This is a genomic window from Bradyrhizobium sp. CCBAU 53421 (genome assembly GCF_015291625.1).
In the GTDB taxonomy this organism is placed as follows: domain Bacteria; phylum Pseudomonadota; class Alphaproteobacteria; order Rhizobiales; family Xanthobacteraceae; genus Bradyrhizobium.
The window spans coordinates 4,808,393-4,822,727 of the sequence record NZ_CP030047.1 but is presented as its reverse complement, the minus strand read 5'-3'; the positions used below and the strand labels follow the sequence as shown (position 1 = coordinate 4,822,727).

At 65.3% G+C, this 14,335-nt stretch carries 12 protein-coding genes; 3 read left to right on the top strand and 9 right to left on the bottom strand.

Going from position 1 to position 14,335, the window contains the following annotated elements; all coding sequences use genetic code 11:
- Positions 1-2: 2 nt before the first annotated feature.
- Positions 3-1,505, top strand: a complete 1,503-nt coding sequence (locus tag XH92_RS23055; protein ID WP_194454147.1) for a sugar ABC transporter ATP-binding protein — start codon at positions 3-5, stop codon at positions 1,503-1,505.
- Between the two features lie 12 nt (positions 1,506-1,517).
- Positions 1,518-2,552, top strand: a complete 1,035-nt coding sequence (locus XH92_RS23050; protein WP_194454146.1) for an ABC transporter permease — start codon at positions 1,518-1,520, stop codon at positions 2,550-2,552.
- Positions 2,553-2,941: 389 nt separating this feature from the next.
- Here the strand turns inward: XH92_RS23050 and XH92_RS43655 are convergent, their stop codons facing one another.
- A complete protein-coding gene (locus XH92_RS43655) occupies positions 2,942-3,076 on the bottom strand; it encodes a hypothetical protein (protein ID WP_256437436.1) in 135 nt (44 codons plus the stop codon).
- Between the two features lie 41 nt (positions 3,077-3,117).
- Positions 3,118-4,422, bottom strand: a complete 1,305-nt coding sequence (gene mtnK / locus XH92_RS23045) for an S-methyl-5-thioribose kinase (RefSeq protein ID WP_194454145.1) — start codon at positions 4,420-4,422, stop codon at positions 3,118-3,120.
- Positions 4,423-4,643: 221 nt separating this feature from the next.
- Here mtnK and XH92_RS23040 point away from each other — a divergent pair, with 221 nt between their 5' ends.
- On the top strand, positions 4,644-5,936 hold the full coding sequence (locus tag XH92_RS23040; protein ID WP_194454144.1) for a hypothetical protein: 1,293 nt from the start codon (positions 4,644-4,646) through the stop codon (positions 5,934-5,936).
- A 25-nt stretch (positions 5,937-5,961) separates the two neighbouring features.
- Here the strand turns inward: XH92_RS23040 and XH92_RS23035 are convergent, their stop codons facing one another.
- The 7 genes from XH92_RS23035 to nuoL all read right to left on the bottom strand — a co-directional run bounded on the left by XH92_RS23035 (position 5,962) and on the right by nuoL (position 14,308).
- Positions 5,962-6,237 carry a DUF1467 family protein gene (locus XH92_RS23035; protein ID WP_194454143.1) on the bottom strand — a complete coding sequence of 92 codons (276 nt, stop codon included), beginning with the start codon at positions 6,235-6,237 and terminating at the stop codon, positions 5,962-5,964.
- Between the two features lie 7 nt (positions 6,238-6,244).
- The gene (gene mce, locus XH92_RS23030; RefSeq protein ID WP_016841811.1) at positions 6,245-6,649 is read right to left on the bottom strand and encodes a methylmalonyl-CoA epimerase; all 405 of its coding nucleotides are present in this window, start codon (positions 6,647-6,649) and stop codon (positions 6,245-6,247) included.
- A gap of 73 nt (positions 6,650-6,722) precedes the next feature.
- On the bottom strand, positions 6,723-8,393 hold the full coding sequence (locus tag XH92_RS23025) for a ribonuclease J (RefSeq protein WP_194454142.1): 1,671 nt from the start codon (positions 8,391-8,393) through the stop codon (positions 6,723-6,725).
- Positions 8,393-9,199, bottom strand: a complete 807-nt coding sequence (locus tag XH92_RS23020) for a biotin--[acetyl-CoA-carboxylase] ligase (RefSeq protein WP_194454141.1) — start codon at positions 9,197-9,199, stop codon at positions 8,393-8,395. The genes XH92_RS23025 and XH92_RS23020 overlap by 1 nt, the downstream gene beginning before the upstream one ends.
- A 59-nt stretch (positions 9,200-9,258) precedes the next feature.
- Positions 9,259-10,695 carry an NADH-quinone oxidoreductase subunit NuoN gene (gene nuoN, locus XH92_RS23015; RefSeq protein ID WP_194454140.1) on the bottom strand — a complete coding sequence of 479 codons (1,437 nt, stop codon included), beginning with the start codon at positions 10,693-10,695 and terminating at the stop codon, positions 9,259-9,261.
- A 10-nt stretch (positions 10,696-10,705) separates the two neighbouring features.
- Complete coding sequence (locus XH92_RS23010) at positions 10,706-12,220, bottom strand: NADH-quinone oxidoreductase subunit M (protein WP_194454139.1); 1,515 nt, start codon at positions 12,218-12,220, stop codon at positions 10,706-10,708.
- The gene (nuoL, locus tag XH92_RS23005; protein ID WP_194454138.1) at positions 12,221-14,308 is read right to left on the bottom strand and encodes an NADH-quinone oxidoreductase subunit L; all 2,088 of its coding nucleotides are present in this window, start codon (positions 14,306-14,308) and stop codon (positions 12,221-12,223) included.
- Positions 14,309-14,335: the final 27 nt, after the last annotated feature.

Sequence of the window (14,335 nt, the reverse complement as noted above, 5' to 3'; positions counted from 1 at the left end):
TCATGTCGCAGGGACGCTCCCCGATCCTCGAGTTGAACCAGATCACGAAGGCCTTCGGCGGTGTCGAAGCCCTTCGTGGGGTCGACTTTTCGCTGAACGCCGGCGAGATCCATGGTCTCGTCGGCGAGAACGGCGCCGGAAAAAGCACGCTGATGAAAATCATCGCCGGCGTGCATCCGGAGTTCTCCGGCCGCTTCATGCTCGACGGCAAGGAAACCCGCTTCCGCTCCACCCGCGACGCGCACGCCGCCGGCATCGGCATGGTGCATCAGGAGCTCAGCGTCGCGCCGGATCTGACCGTCGCCGAGAACGTCTTCCTCGGCAACCAGCCGACCAACCGCCTCGGCTTCGTGCATTGGCGGCGGATGGCGCGCGAGGCCGGCGAGCAGCTCGCCCGCTTCGGCATCGACGTCGATCCGATGACGCGGCTCGGCGACCTGCCGATCGGCCTGCAGCAACTGATCGAGATCGCCCGCGTGCTGTTCTCCGGCGCGCGCATCATCATCCTCGACGAGCCGACCTCTGCCCTCTCCCCGCCCGAGGTCGAGCGTCTGTTCGCGACGCTGCACAAGCTCCGTGACGAAGGCACCAGCATCGTCTTCATCTCGCATTTCATCGAGGACATCCTGCGGGTTTCCGACGTCGTCACCGTGTTCCGCAACGGGCGGAAGATCGCCGAGACCGCATCCGCTGATACCACCAAGGGCGCGCTGATCGAGGCCATGATCGGCCGCGGCGGTGAGGCGCTTGAGCACAGCTACACGGATGACCTCATGCTCCCGCAATCGAGCGGCGGCTCGACCGTCCTGAAGGTGAACCAACTGTCGCTCGGCCGCACCCTGCAGGACGTCTCGTTCGAGGCCCGCTCCGGCGAGGTGCTCGGCATCTATGGCTTCATGGGCTGCGGCCAATTGGAGCTGTCGCGCATCCTGTTCGGCAAGCTCAGGCCGGACGGCGGCACGCTTATTGTCGATGGCTCCGCGAAGACCTTCCGCAGCACGGCGGCCGCCCGGCGCGCCGGCATCGCGCTTGTGCCTGAGAGCCGCCGTGCCATGCTGTTCCACCAGGAGCCGGTCTACAAGAACATCTCGATCAGCATCCTCGAGCGGATCTCGGCGCTGCTGCTCAAGCCGGTGCGCGAGCGTGCCATTGCGCAGCGCCAGGTCGAGCAGTTGCAGATCAGGCCGCCGGTGGTGGGCCTCGATCTCGGCATGCTCTCCGGCGGCAATCAGCAGAAGGTGGCGCTGGCGAAATGGCTGACCTACCCGCCGCGCCTCCTGGTACTGTGCGAGCCGACCCGCGGCATGGATGTCGGCGCCAAGAACGACGTGATCAACATCGTGCGCGACCTCCGCGCCAAGGGACTGGCGATCATCGTGCTGTCGACCGAGCCGGAGACGGTGCTGTCGCTAGCCGACCGGATCCTGGTGCTGAAGCGCGGCGCGGTGGTGCGCGAATTCGCGGGCGAAGCGGTCAGCAAGGATCGGCTGCTCGAAGCCGCGTAATGGAGAGTCATCATGGCAAGCAGTGACAGCGCGACAGCGCCAGCGGATCACAAGCGGCCGCGCGGGCTGGCGCCCTTCCTGCGCTCGCAGATGCGCAACATCGCGCCGTTCCTGACGCTGATCTTCCTCAGCGCCTTCTTCGCGATCGCCAGCCCGTCGTTTGCGACCATCGACAATGTCGGCAACATCCTGACCCAGGTATCGGTCACCGGCATCATCGCGGTCGGCCTCACCTTCGTGATCCTGTGCGCCGAGATCGACCTGTCGATCGCCAGCACCGCCAACGTCACCGGCATCGCGGTGGCGTATTTCACTTTGCAGGAATCCTACGTCAACATCGCCAACGTCCCGATGCCGGGTTTTGCCGCGATCCCGCTGGCGCTGGCGCTGTGCGCGCTGCTCGGCCTCGTCAACGCGCTGGGGCTGACCCTGATCGGCATCCCCTCCTTCATCATGACGCTGGCCATGATGCAGATCGCGGCCGGCGTCTCCGCGCTCCTGGTGCGCGGCCAGATCGCCTACAAGGTGCCGGACCTGATCACGACGCTCGGCTCGGGCTCGATCGGCGGCATCCCCTGGATCGTGATCGTCGCCGCGGTGATGCTGCTCGGCGGCCACCTGGTGCTGACCTACACGCGGTTCGGCCGCTACGTCTACATGGTCGGCGGCAACCGCGAGGCCGCGGAATTTGCCGGCCTCAACGTCAAGCTCATTCTCGGCAGCGTGATGGTGATCTCGGCGGTGTGCTCGGGGATCGGCGGCATGCTCGGCGTCGCGCATTTCGGCAGCGCGCAGCAGAACGAGTTCGATACTTACCTCCTGGATTCGATCGCGGCCGTGGTGGTCGGCGGTACCAGCCTGTTCGGCGGCCGCGGCGGCATCGGCAATACCATCGTCGGCCTGTTCGTGCTCGGCGTGCTCAACAACGGCCTCGACCACGTCAATATCGACAGCTTCCTGAAGATCCTGATCCGCGGCCTGATCCTGCTCGCGGCCTTGATCATTAACGTCTACGCACAGCGGCTGCGCGAGCAGGCGGCAGATTAGCGGGGAGCCCTCTCCATTTGTCGTTCCTGCGAAAGCAGGAACGACATCGAATGCGTTGCGCGGTTCCGGTGTCACACTTCCACACCTGCGCTGCGCCAATTGCGTCAAACTTTCCGAACAGCCGAGTGGGCGCTAATCTCCGGCCGACAGCGGAGGGTTACCCTTTTGTCAGCATCGACGGCATATCGCGAGGTAGCTGGGAGGATTGGCTGGACGATCGCCGTTGCCATCGGACTTGCTCTGAGCCAGGCCGCGGTAGCAGCGCCGCCCGATAGCCCAAATCCAGCGCTCGCACCATGGTTCGAGAGCCTGAAGCAACCAGGCACCGGTGCGTCGTGCTGCTCGATTGCGGATTGCAGAACGGTAGAGTTCCGACAGGACCGGGACGGCTACGAGGTATTGATCGATGGTCGCTGGAAATTGTCGGCGCCCTTCTGGCTGCGGGTCCCGCCGAACAGGATCATCAACAGAACCGACAACCCGACGAACCGCGCCGTGGTCTGTTTCACGCCCGAGGCCGGCATTCTCTGCTTCGTGCGTCCGGCCGAAAGTTAATCCTCCACGATCACCTGGCAAAATCCGGCTGCCAGTGACGCAATTCGCGGGCGGCGTAGGTGACTGCGCCCATCGTCGTGTAGGACGCCGCCTCCAGCATCATGTTGCGCGCGAGCTTGAGGCTGCGCGCCTCGCAGATCGCGCGCTGCTTCTCGTCGGCGATCCATTCGAAATCGATGTTGTGCGCGAGGCCGAGGATACGCCGGATGGTCTTGGCCGCGGCGAAGCCGACGGTGTCCTGGAACAACCGCGCCATGTAAGCCTGCCGTTCCGCCTCCAGCCGCGCGGCACCCGCCTCGCCAGCGAACAACGACACCGGATAGCCGTCGCCCTTCGCCTCGCTGCGCCACAGCGCGAGAAACTTGCGCGAGAACTCGCCCCAGACGCCCTCGATCGTTTCCAAGAGCCACGCCTCGAACGAAGCCCGCTCGCCGGGCGTGCGCTCATGGCCGGCTGAGGCCAGATAGGCCATCAGCAGATTGCCGATCACGGCGCCTATGTCGAAGCCCATCGGACCGTAGAACGCGAATTCGGGATCGATCACCTTAGTCTCGCTGTCGGTGACCATGATCGAGCCGGTGTGCAGATCGCCGTGCAGCAGCGCTTCCGGGCTCGCCATGAATTTCAGCTTGAGCCTGCTAATCGCGACATGCAGGTCGAGGTCTTCGCGGAAGGCGGCGGCCGTCGCGTCGAGATGCGGCTCGGTCCAGCGGTTCTGCTCGGCGATGCGATAGGGATCGGTGAAGATCAGGTCCTCGGTGATCTTGCACAGCGCGTGGTTGCCGGCGAAATCGGCGATCCCCTGCTTCTTCTCCGCGGCCGAGAGCGCAAGATCGGACGTGAAGAACAGCGTCCGCGCCAGGAAGGTCGAGATATCCTCGACAAAGCGCGGATACCTCGTGGCGCCGATCAGGCCCTTGCGCATGATGATGTGCGGCTCGAGTAGCTCCATCGCGGTGAGCGCGAGCGGCGCATCATGGTGCAGCACCGCCGGCACCAGCCTCGGTGCCAGCCTTGCCTGATGTACCAGCGCCAGATGTTCATAGTGCGCCCGCGACAGCGGCAGCGGCCAGCTCTCGCCGACCAGCCGCACATATGGCAGCGCCTGCTTGACCGCGATGCCGCCGCGACTGCCCTTGACGATGAAGACGAGGTTGAGATTACCGTCGCCGACCTCGCTGATCGACCAGTCCGCAGGCGCGCCGCCGAGTTGCGTGACGACGGCCGGAAGGCTCGCGAGATAGTCCCGCAGATCGGCTTCGCGCAGGATTCGATAGGTGCTCTGGGCGGAGCCCGGCTGTGCCTGCAGGTTCATCGTGGTCGCCTCCCCCAAGACTCAAACGGAGCCATTGGCCGCGCGTTGTGCTATTCCGGGCACGTTGCAGCAGCTGCTCACGGTCCGGTTCGACGCCCACAATCGCAGGCGACGGGACGCGCCGCAATGCCCCCGACGAAGTCCCCGAAGCCACGGATCGATCAGAGCTTATTCCGCCGGCGTTATTTCAGACGATAGATTTTCGAGTGGAGGACGTTCCGATGTTCGTCGCCGTGTTCTCGATATTTGCCGCCAGCCGCAAGGACGCGCTCGTCGACATGGTCGAGCAGGTGCACGCAGGCTTCCTTGCTGCCGGCCTGGGCGAACCGACGGTACGCCTCAGGCTGTCCGATCCCCCGCTCACCACGGAGATCGCCGCCGTGCAGGCGATCGCAGGGACGAAGCGCATTTCCAGCATCGCCAGGGTGATGAAGCGCTGGCCGGAGCTGGAGCGCTTCGTGCGGACGACCGGCTCGGCTGGCCCCGGCAGGGCGGAAGCGCGGGTGATGTCGAACGTGACCGAGAGCGGCACCGTCGAGGCGATCGACTTCGCGATCCTGAAGGAGATCGCCCAGGGCGTCCCGAAGTCATTTCCATGCCACGCCATCGATCTGCATTTCTCGGTGCCCGGCTTTTCGGACGGTCCGCAGCTGCCCGCCCAGCCCGACCTTCAGACTCTCAGGGGCCTGATGCGCGCCGGCGTCGACATCGGCGCCGGCCATCCGACCTCGCCCGGCATCAGCGTGCACGACAAGTGGTGGGTGAACGGGCGGCAGCGGTCGCTCGCGGCGCTGCGGATTGTCGAGGCCGATCCGCAGGCGAAGAAATTGCCGGCACCTCCGGCCGATATCGCAGCCCTGCTCTCGGCCTGCGGCAAGGTTCGAAAGACCGTGCAGGTCCCGATGGTCACAGCGCCCGCGGCCCCGGCAGCGGCTGCCGCGCCGTCGGGCGGCTTGGCTCCGGAGATGGACGAGGCCATCCGCACGGTGGTGCGCGCCCATCGGGCCAGGATGACCGCGCTGCTCGACAGCCTTCCGCACGATCTGCCGCATCAGGTCGAGAACGTCGCAGCGACGCCTACCGGCGAAAGCCCGGGCACCGGCCCCAAGAAGCCTGACCTCGTTCGCGCCTTTGCGCCGCTCGGCTACGATTGCCGCGGCGAGAGCGGATCGTTCAGGCTGCAGCGGCGCACACCGGGCAATCTCACCGTCAGGCTCCAGGTCGATGTCGGCAGCTGGAGCAGCTCGGTTGCGGCCTTCATGCAGGTGATCGGCATGGTGAACGGGCACGGCTTCAAGGCGACGGTGCCGCTCCATGCCTCGCGCCACGCAGTCCGCGGCGAAGTCAGAGGGGTCGAGTTGCCGAGCCAGTTTCCGATCGGCAACGCCGAGCGGTGGACGCAGATCGTCAACAATCTGGCAACGCTCGTCGCCGCGCTCGATCACAGCTTCGTGCCCGAGGTCGAGGCGATCGCCGGCCCGTCACCCCTGTGGTTTCGGCCGGAGCAAACCTAAGCATGCCGCTCACGAGCCCGATGCTCTAGAACGGCATCCCCATCAGCTTCGACAGCCGCTCGATCGAGAGATAGCCGGAATAATAGGCCCACATCGCGATCGCGAAGATCACGGCCGAGATAAGCGTGGTCAACAGCAGCTTGCGGCCCATCCGCGCCAGGATCGGCGCGCCGGGGTCGGTGCCGGGCGCGCCAACGCCGTCCTCGTGCTGGCTGCGTATGCCGAACGGCAGCGTCAGGAACAGTACGAGCCACCAAAGGACGAAGTAGATCGCAAGCCCGGTGGAGATCTGATACGCCATACTGGCCTCAGGCCTGTTCGATCTCGACCAACGCGCCCGAAAAATCTTTCGGGTGGAAGAACAGCACCGGCTTGCCGTGCGCGCCAATCTTCGGCTGGCCGTCGCCGAGCACCCGCGCGCCCTCGGCGATCATGCGGTCGCGGGCCGCGATGATGTCGGGCACGTCGTAGCAGACATGGTGGATGCCGCCGTCGGCATTGCGCTCGACGAATTTTGCGATCGGCGAGGCTTCGCCGAGCGGCTCGATGAACTCGATCTTGGTGTTCGGCAGCGTCACGAACACGGTGATGACGCCATGCTCCGGCAGCGGCACCGCGTCTGAAATCTCGGCGTTGAAGGCGGTGCCGTAGATCTTCGCGGCCTGCTTGGCGTCCTTGACCGCGATGGCGACGTGATTGAGCCGGCCCAGCATGTGTCTCTCCCTTTTAATTGAGCATGATCTTTTCGGAAAACCGCTTCGGCGCTTTTCCGGATCATGCTTCGCGTCAGACCGTCAGAACGTGCACGACGCAGATCGGCTTCTTGCCCCATTGCTCATTCAGCGCCGCACGCACCGCCCGCCGCACCGATTCACCCAGCGCATCCGGATCGCGCCGCCGCGGCTTCGGCAGGCCCTCGATGGTCGAGACCACCACATCGAACACGATGTCGTCGAGCAGTTCGCCCGCCGCATTGTTCTCCGGCATGCCGACCAGATCAACCTCCGGATCGTCGACCATCTCGCCCTGCGCGGTCATGGCGATCGCGACGAAGGCGCAGCCGGCAAAACCCATCCGGCGCCGCTCCACCACGGCGCGCGACTTGGAGTCCTCCAGGATGGTTCCGTCCTTGTAGAGCCGGCCCGACGGCACTTCGCCGACGACGCCGGGCTCGCCGGGACCGAGCTTGACGAGGTCGCCGTTGCGGCAGGTCAGGACTTTTGGGACACCCGCGGCACGCGCCAGCTTGGCGTGCTCGGCGAGGTGCAACGCCTCGCCATGCACGGGGATCAGGAGCTGCGGCCGCACCCAGGAGATCATGTCGCGCAGCTCGTCGCGGCGCGGATGGCCGGAGACGTGCACCAGATGCTCGCGATCGGTGATGATTTCGACGCCCTGCGTCACCAGCCCGTTGATGATGCCGCCGACCGCCTTCTCGTTGCCGGGAATGGTGCGGGAGGAGAAGATCACGGTGTCGCCCCTGTTGAGGGTCACCTGCGGGTGATCGTTGTTGGCGATCCGCGCCAGCGCGGCGCGGGGTTCGCCCTGGCTGCCGGTGCACAGCGCGAGCACCTTGTCGGGCGGGAAATGGCCGTAATAGTCGGTGCTACGGAACTTGTGCGAGCCGTCGAGATAGCCGCATTCGCGCGCGACCTGCACCACCCGCTCCATGGCGCGGCCGACCACGACCACCTCGCGATCGGCGGCGTTAGCGGCGTCCGCCACCGCCCTCACGCGGGCGACGTTGGAGGCGAAGGTCGTGACCGCGACCCGGCCCTTGGCCGCCTTGACCAGCTTCTTGATGGTAGCGGCGACCTCGGTCTCCGAGGGAGAACGCCCGTCGCGCACCGCATTGGTGGAGTCCCCGACCAGCGCCAGCACGCCTTCGTCTCCGAGCTCGCGCAGCCGCCGCTCGTCGGTCGGCTGGCCGATGATCGGGGTCGGATCGATCTTCCAGTCGCCGGTGTGCAGCACGGTGCCGACATCGGTCTTGATCGCCAGCGCGTGCGATTCCGGAATCGAATGCGCGACCGGGATGAACTCGACATTGAACGGGCCGATATCGACCCGCCCGCCCGACGGGATCACCGTGACCGGGATCTTCGGCGGATTGCGCTCTGCAGCGCATTTGGCCTCGAACAGCGCAGCGCTGAACTGGGTCGCGTAGATCTTGCAGCCGAGCTTCGGCCAGAGATCGATGATGGCGCCGAAATGGTCCTCATGGGCGTGCGTCAGCACGAGGCCCATCAGATTGTTGCGTTCCTTCTCGAGGAAGCGGACGTCCGGCATGATCAGGTCGATGCCCGGCAGATGCTCCTCGTCGCCAAAGGAGACGCCGAGATCGACCGCGAGGAAGGAGCGCTGGTGGCGGTTGCCGAGGCCATAGATCGACAAATTCATGCCGATCTCGCCGACGCCGCCGAGCGGTGCAAAGGTGAGCTCGTCAGGTCGCGCCATCAGTTCGCCCTCACTGAGGCTGCGGTACCGAAATAGACCTCACCGGCCGTCACGGGCATCCGCTCTCCATCAGCGGTACGGACAATCAGGCAGCCGGTGTCGTCGATGGTATCGAAGGTGCCTTCGAGGGTCGCGGTGCCGGTCTGGACCGCGACCTTGTCGCCGAGCCCGGCGGCACGCTCCAGCCACAGCCTGCGGATCTCTGGGAAGCCGCGGCCGTCATCCCAGATGCCGCGAAACTCAACCCAGGCGTCCGACAATGCGGCGAACAGCTCTTCCGCGCTGATCTGGATGCCGAGCCCGGCGAGCGATACTGCCGGCGTCGGCGTCCCCTCGGGCGCGGCGATGACGTTGGTGCCGATGCCGACGACGACCGCCAGGCGGCTCCCGACCGCCTCGGCCTCCAGCAGGATGCCCGAGAGCTTCTTGCCATTGGCGAGCACGTCGTTCGGCCATTTCAGGGTGAATTTCGGACTGTCCGGCCCGAGCCGCAGCGCCGCCTCGACGGCGACCGTCTGCAGCGCGGCCTCGAGCGACAGCCCGGCGGCAAAGCCGAGCGTTGCCGCCACTGCCGGCTGAACGTCCGTCACTTCGAGGATGCTGCTGGCGAGGTTGCCGCGCGGCGCGACCCAGACCCGCTGCCGCCGGCCGCGGCCCGCGGTCTGCTCCGGCGTCACGAACCACATCGGCCCCTGCTCGCCGTCGCGGGCGCGCAGCATCGCCTCGGCATTGGTCGAGCCGATCTGATCGAAAGCGGCGAGCCTGTAGCCCGCCGCGATGGCCCGGGGTCCGAGCGTGAATGTCATGTCGAACTTATGCGCATGATTGGTTCCGAAAGCCAGCGTCGTGTTTTCGGAACCATGCGCTAGAACAACGACTTCGCCGCCGCCGTTGCCACGCTGACGAGCGGGCCCGGATAGGCGAAGTAGAAGATGTTGATGATGCCGGCGACCGCCAGCACGGTGCGCAGCTCGACGCGGACCGGGTCGAGCTTGCCGAGCGGCTGGTCGAAATACATCACCTTGACGATCGACAGATAGTAGAACGCGCCCACCACGCTGGTCAGCACGCCGATCACCGCGAGCGTGAACAGGTTGGCCTTGATCGCGGCGACGAACACGTACCACTTGCCGAAGAAGCCGGCGAGCGGCGGCACGCCGGCGAGCGAGAACAGCAGCATCGCGAAGATGAAGGCGATCAGCGGGTTGGTGCGGGAAAGGCCGGCGAAATCGCTGATCTGCTCCAGCGCCACACCGTTGCGTTTCATGGCCAGGATGATGCTGAAGGAACCAAGCGTCATCGCGACATAGATCGCGATGTAGATCAGGACGCCCTGCGCGCCCTCGACGGTGCCGGAGGCGAGTCCGACCAGCGCGAAGCCCATGTGGCCAATCGAGGAATAGGCCATCAGGCGCTTGATGTTGGTCTGGCCGATCGCGGCGAACGAGCCGAGCGCCATCGAAGCGATCGCCACGAACACCAGGATCTGCTGCCACTGGGTGACGATGCCCGGGAACGCGGTCAGCGTCGCGCGGGTGAACACGGCGAGCGCCGCGACCTTCGGAGCTGAGGCGAAGAACGCCGTCACCGGCGTCGGTGCGCCCTCGTAGACGTCGGGTGTCCACATGTGGAACGGCACCGCCGAGACTTTGAAGCAGAGGCCGGCGAGCAGGAAGACCAGGCCGAACACGATGCCGATACTACCGGTGGTGGCCGCCGCCGCAATGCCGGCGAAGCTGACGGTGCCGGTAAAGCCGTAGATCAGCGAGGCGCCGTAGAGCAGCATGCCCGACGACAGCGCGCCGAGCACGAAGTACTTCAGGCCGGCTTCGCTCGACTTGGCATTGTCGCGCTGGCTCGCGGCGACGACGTAGAGCGCAAGGCTCATCAGCTCGAGGCCGAGATAGAGCGAGATCAGATCGCCGGCCGAGATCAGCACCATCATGCCGAGCGTCGACAGCAGCACCAGGATCGAGAACTCGAAGTTGCGGCTCGACGGCTGCGACAGGTACTCGGTCGACAGGATCAGCGTCGCCGCCGAGGCGATCAAGGCGAGGACCTTCAGGAAGCGGGCGAAGTCGTCGACGATGAAGCTGCCGCCGAAGGTGACGAGCTTGCCGGCCGGCAGCCAGAGCTCCAGCACGCCGGTCACGACCAGCAGCAGTACCGCGAGCGCGGTGATCAGCCGTGTGGTCCCTTGCCCGCGATAGGCTCCGATCATCAACAGCACCATGGCGCCGACCGCGAGCACCAGCTCCGGCAGCACCGGCTGCAACTGATAACCTGCACTGGAAAAGCTCATGACGAGGGCCTTACTGGACGGTCAGCGCGGCTGCCTTCACGGCAGTCACGGCGGTTTGGTAATTGTTGACGAGCTGCTGCACCGAGGCCGCCGACATGTCGAGCACCGGCTTCGGATAGACGCCGAACAGGATGGTCAGCGCGATCAGCGGGAACAGCGTCACGCATTCGCGGAAGGTCAGATCCTTGATCGACATCAGCGACGGCTTGACCAACGCGCCGAACACCACCTTGCGGTAAAGCCAGAGCGCGTAGCAGGCCGACAGGATCACGCCCGTGGTGGCGAAGAACGCCGTCGGGAGCGAGATCTTGAAGGTGCCGAGCAAGGTCATGAACTCGCCGACGAAGCCCGAGGTACCGGGCAGACCGACATTGGCCATGGTGAAGACCATGAAGGTCATCGCATAGAGCGGCATCCGGTTGACGAGGCCGCCATAGGCCGCGATCTCGCGGGTATGCATGCGGTCGTAGACGATGCCGACGCAGAGGAACAGTGCGCCGGAGACGATGCCGTGCGAGACCATCTGGAACATGCCGCCGGCGACGCCCTGCGTGGTCACCGCGAAGATGCCCATGGTGACGAAGCCCATATGCGCGACCGAGGAGTATGCGATCAGCTTCTTCATGTCCTCCTGCATCATCGCTACCAGCGAGGTGTAGATGATGGCGATGACGGACAGCGTGAACACGAACGGCGCGAAGTCGTGCGAGGCCAGCGGGAACATCGGCAGCGAGAAGCGCAGGAAGCCGTAGCCACCCATCTTCAAGAGGATCGCGGCCAGGATCACCGAGCCCGCCGTCGGCGCCTCGACGTGGGCGTCAGGCAACCAGGTGTGCACCGGCCACATCGGCATCTTCACCGCGAACGAGGCGAAGAAGGCCAGCCACGCCCAGGTCTGCATCGAGCGCGGCACCGCGGTGTGCATCAGGGTCGGGATGTCGGTGGTGCCGGCGTTCCAGTACAGCGCCATGATGGCGAGCAGCATCAGCACCGAGCCGAGGAACGTGTAGAGGAAGAACTTGAACGACGCGTAGACCCGGCGCGGGCCGCCCCAGACGCCGATGATCAGGAACATCGGGATCAGGCCGCCCTCGAAGAACAGGTAGAACAGCACGAGGTCGAGCGCCGAGAAGGTGCCGATCATCAGCGTTTCCAGGATCAGAAACGCCATCATGTATTCGCCGACGCGCTGCGTCACCGATCTCCAGCTCGCGACGATGCAGAGCGGCATGATCGCGGTGGTCAGGATGAGCAGCGGCAGCGAGATGCCGTCGACGCCCATGTGGTAGGTGATGCCGGTGGTGAGCCAGGACGTCTTCTCGACGAACTGGAAGTCGGTCTGTGCAGGGTCGAAGCGCGCGACCAGGATCAGCGACACCGCAAAGGTGATCAGCGTGGTCCACAGCGCGATCCAGCGCGCCGTGCGGCTCGCGGTCTCGTCGCCGCCTCGCGCCAGGAGGTAGACTAGGATCGCGCCGACCGCCGGCAGGAAGGTCGTGACGGAAAGGATGGGCCAGGTTGTCATTTACTGGCCTCCCAAGCCGAACATGAACCAGGTGATCAATCCGGCCGCCCCGATCAGCATCGCGAACGCGTAGTGATAGAGGTAGCCGGTCTGCAATTTCACGACGTTGCGGGTGACGTCGAGCACGCGGGCGGAGACGCCGTCCGGACCGAAGCCGTCGATGACGAAGCCATCGCCCTTCTTCCACAGCGTGTAGCCGAGCCACTTCGCCGGGCGCACGAAGATCCAGTCGTACAGCTCGTCGAAGTACCATTTGTTGAGCAGGAACTGGTACAGCATCGGCTGCTGGTTCGCGAGCTCGACCGGCAGGTACGGCCTGCGGATGTAGAACAGGTACGATACGAAGAGGCCGAGCGCCATCATCACGGTGGGCAGCGGCGCGAGCCAGCTCGGCATGTGCTCCATGTCCTCGAGGATGTGCGGGTTCATCTTGACGGACTCGCGGAAGAACTCCTCGACGCCATGCGGACTGGCGAACACTTCCTTGAACGGCAGGCCGGCCAGGATCGAGCCGGCTGCAAGCACGCCGATCGGCACCAGCATCCAGACCGGGCTCTCATGCGCGGCCTCGTAGTGCTTCTGGTCGTGCGGCTCGCCGAAGAACGTCTTGAAGATCAGACGCCAGGAGTAGAACGAGGTCAGGCCGGCGGCCACGATCGTCAGCAGGTAGGCGTAGGTCGCGAACGGATTATGCGCGGCATAGGCGGATTCGATGATCGCATCCTTGGAGAAGTAGCCGGCGAACAGCGGGAAGCCGGTCAGCGCCAGCGTGCCGATGCACATCACCGCGAAGGTGTACGGGATCTTGCGCCACAGGCCACCCATGTTGCGGATGTCCTGCTCGTGGTGCATCGCGTAGATCACCGAGCCGGAGCCTAGGAACAGCAGCGCCTTGAAGAAGGCGTGCGTGAACAGGTGGAACATGCCGACCGAATAGGCCCCTGCTCCCATCGCCACGAACATGTAGCCGAGCTGCGAACAGGTCGAATACGCGACGATGCGCTTGATGTCGTTCTGCACCAGGCCGATCGTGGCGGCGAAGAACGCCGTGGTCGCGCCGAAGAACATCACCACCGCCTGCGCGGTCGGTGACAGCTCGAACAGCGGCGACAGCCGCGCCACCATGAAGACGCCGGCGGTGACCATGGTCGCGGCGTGGATCAGCGCCGACACCGGGGTCGGGCCTTCCATCGCGTCCGGCAGCCAGGTGTGCAGCAGGAACTGGGCCGACTTGCCCATCGCGCCCATGAACAGGAACAGGCAGGTCAGGGTCAGCGCGTCAGGGTGCCAGCCGAAGAAATCGATGGTCTTGCCGGTCAGCCCGGGCGCGGCATGGAAGATGGTCTCGAAGTCGGTCGAGCCGACCAGCGCGAAGATCGCGAAGATGCCGAGCGCGAAGCCGAAGTCGCCGACGCGGTTGACCACGAAGGCTTTGATCGCCGCGGCGTTGGCCGACGGCTTCTGGTACCAGAACCCGATCAGGAGGTAGCTCGCGAGACCGACGCCCTCCCAGCCGAAGAACAGCTGCACGAGGTTGTCCGAGGTCACCAGCATCAGCATCGCGAAGGTGAACAGCGAGAGATAACCGAAGAAGCGCGGTCGGTTCGGGTCCTCGTCCATGTAGCCGATGGAATAGAGGTGGACGAGCGCGGACACGGTGTTGACCACGACCAGCATCACGGCGGTCAGGGTGTCGACCCGCAGCGTCCAGGCCACCTGCAGGTCGCCCGAGGTGATCCAGGGCAGCAGCACGACGCGCGCGTCATGGTGCATGAAGCCGACATCGACCAGCGCGAACCAGGACAGCGCCGCCGAAACGAACAGGAGACCCGTGGTGATCAGTTCGGCCAGCCGCGATCCGGCCGCCGGCGGCTCGGAGACATGGTGGTCGTCATGGCCATGGTCATCGTGGCCGTGATCGTCGTGGGCTGCCGAGGCATGAGCGTCAGAAGCATGGGCGTCGCCATGCGCGTCGTCGTGGTGATCGACGGTGTCACCGCTCGGACAGCGCGCATGCGCGCCGACCAGCGAGATGATGCCTGCGAGGATCGCGCCCAGCAGAGGCAGGAATACGATTGCCTGTATCATTGGACTCTCTCACTGCGCATGATCTTG

Coding starts and splice junctions, on each gene's coding strand:
- XH92_RS23055 (WP_194454147.1), top strand. CDS start 3: ATGTCGCAGGGACGCTCCCCGATCCTCGAGTTGAACCAGATCACGAAG.
- XH92_RS23050 (WP_194454146.1), top strand. CDS start 1,518: ATGGCAAGCAGTGACAGCGCGACAGCGCCAGCGGATCACAAGCGGCCG.
- XH92_RS43655 (WP_256437436.1), bottom strand. CDS start 3,076: ATGCCGGCCTCGGGCGTGAAACAGACCACGGCGCGGTTCGTCGGGTTG.
- mtnK (WP_194454145.1), bottom strand. CDS start 4,422: ATGAACCTGCAGGCACAGCCGGGCTCCGCCCAGAGCACCTATCGAATC.
- XH92_RS23040 (WP_194454144.1), top strand. CDS start 4,644: ATGTTCGTCGCCGTGTTCTCGATATTTGCCGCCAGCCGCAAGGACGCG.
- XH92_RS23035 (WP_194454143.1), bottom strand. CDS start 6,237: ATGGCGTATCAGATCTCCACCGGGCTTGCGATCTACTTCGTCCTTTGG.
- mce (WP_016841811.1), bottom strand. CDS start 6,649: ATGCTGGGCCGGCTCAATCACGTCGCCATCGCGGTCAAGGACGCCAAG.
- XH92_RS23025 (WP_194454142.1), bottom strand. CDS start 8,393: ATGGCGCGACCTGACGAGCTCACCTTTGCACCGCTCGGCGGCGTCGGC.
- XH92_RS23020 (WP_194454141.1), bottom strand. CDS start 9,199: ATGACATTCACGCTCGGACCCCGGGCCATCGCGGCGGGCTACAGGCTC.
- nuoN (WP_194454140.1), bottom strand. CDS start 10,695: ATGAGCTTTTCCAGTGCAGGTTATCAGTTGCAGCCGGTGCTGCCGGAG.
- XH92_RS23010 (WP_194454139.1), bottom strand. CDS start 12,220: ATGACAACCTGGCCCATCCTTTCCGTCACGACCTTCCTGCCGGCGGTC.
- nuoL (WP_194454138.1), bottom strand. CDS start 14,308: ATGATACAGGCAATCGTATTCCTGCCTCTGCTGGGCGCGATCCTCGCA.